Origin of the sequence: Acinetobacter sp. V2 (assembly GCF_001188385.1) — a bacterium.
In the GTDB taxonomy this organism is placed as follows: Bacteria; Pseudomonadota; Gammaproteobacteria; order Pseudomonadales; family Moraxellaceae; genus Acinetobacter; species Acinetobacter oleivorans.
Genome location: NZ_JZFB01000001.1, coordinates 423,237 through 424,139 on the forward strand (window position 1 = coordinate 423,237; position 903 = coordinate 424,139).

At 35.1% G+C, this 903-nt stretch carries 2 protein-coding genes; both read right to left on the minus strand.

What is annotated here, in order from left to right; translation table 11 throughout:
* A partial coding sequence (locus UC75_RS01940; protein WP_049837329.1) for a DUF2058 domain-containing protein occupies positions 1–413 on the minus strand: 413 nt, incomplete at its 3' end.
* 3 nt (positions 414–416) lie between these two features.
* Positions 417–903 (minus strand): YoaK family protein (locus UC75_RS01945; protein ID WP_228137019.1); only part of this gene is annotated, 487 nt, incomplete at its 5' end.

Sequence of the window (903 nt, forward strand, 5' to 3'; positions counted from 1 at the left end):
GCTAAAGCTTTTGGCAAATAAGCGTATTGATCTTGATCTTTAGCAATCACTAAGCTACCGCTAACAAGTGCATTATATACTTGCTGAGAAATATATACCTTCTTGATCTTACCCTCATCAATAAATTGATAAACACTATCACCATCAGTATTTGAGATTTTATGATGTTTAATCATTTGAATGATTGATGCTTTGAGGGCTTTTTCCTCAAGTTGTTGTTGTTTTTCTAAGTTTAAAGCCTGATCTTTAGCTAACTTTTCTTGTTGAGCTTTTTCAATATTCGCTTTGATTGCTGGTTCATCACTTTGACCGATACGTTGCTCATGGTGAGCTTGTTTTGTTAGTTTTTTTGCTTTTTTATTATCCACTAACCCAGCTTTTAGTAGCTGTGCTTGTAAGGCATTTTTAACCATGACTTAATCCTTATGTGAAGTTGAAGGGCTATAGAGATAAACTACCCAGTAAGAAATACTTAAGACTAAGCTTAAAGTTGCTGGCAATAAAAATGCTTGTAACTTTAAATACGGATGTACTAGCGCGGCGAGTATCCCACCAAATAGAAAACCTGTAAAAATAAGTAAGTGTAAAACAATACGTCGGTTTTCTACTGGTAAGCCTCTGGCTTTATATCCAAGTGCTAAACCAATATCTGTTAAAACACCAGATAGATGGGTAGTTCGAATAATGGTTCCTTTATAATGGCTTACCATCGCATTTTGTAAGCCCATCGCTGTACAAGCCCATAATAATCCATAGCGTGGAAAATAAGGAAGTAATAGCCAACAAAGAAAAATGAATAAGGCAACAAGACTCAAAGGTAATCCATAGCGACGACCTAATCGAAAATGGCTGCTGCCTAAAATAAAACCACTATAAAATGAACCGCATACATAACAAATAATT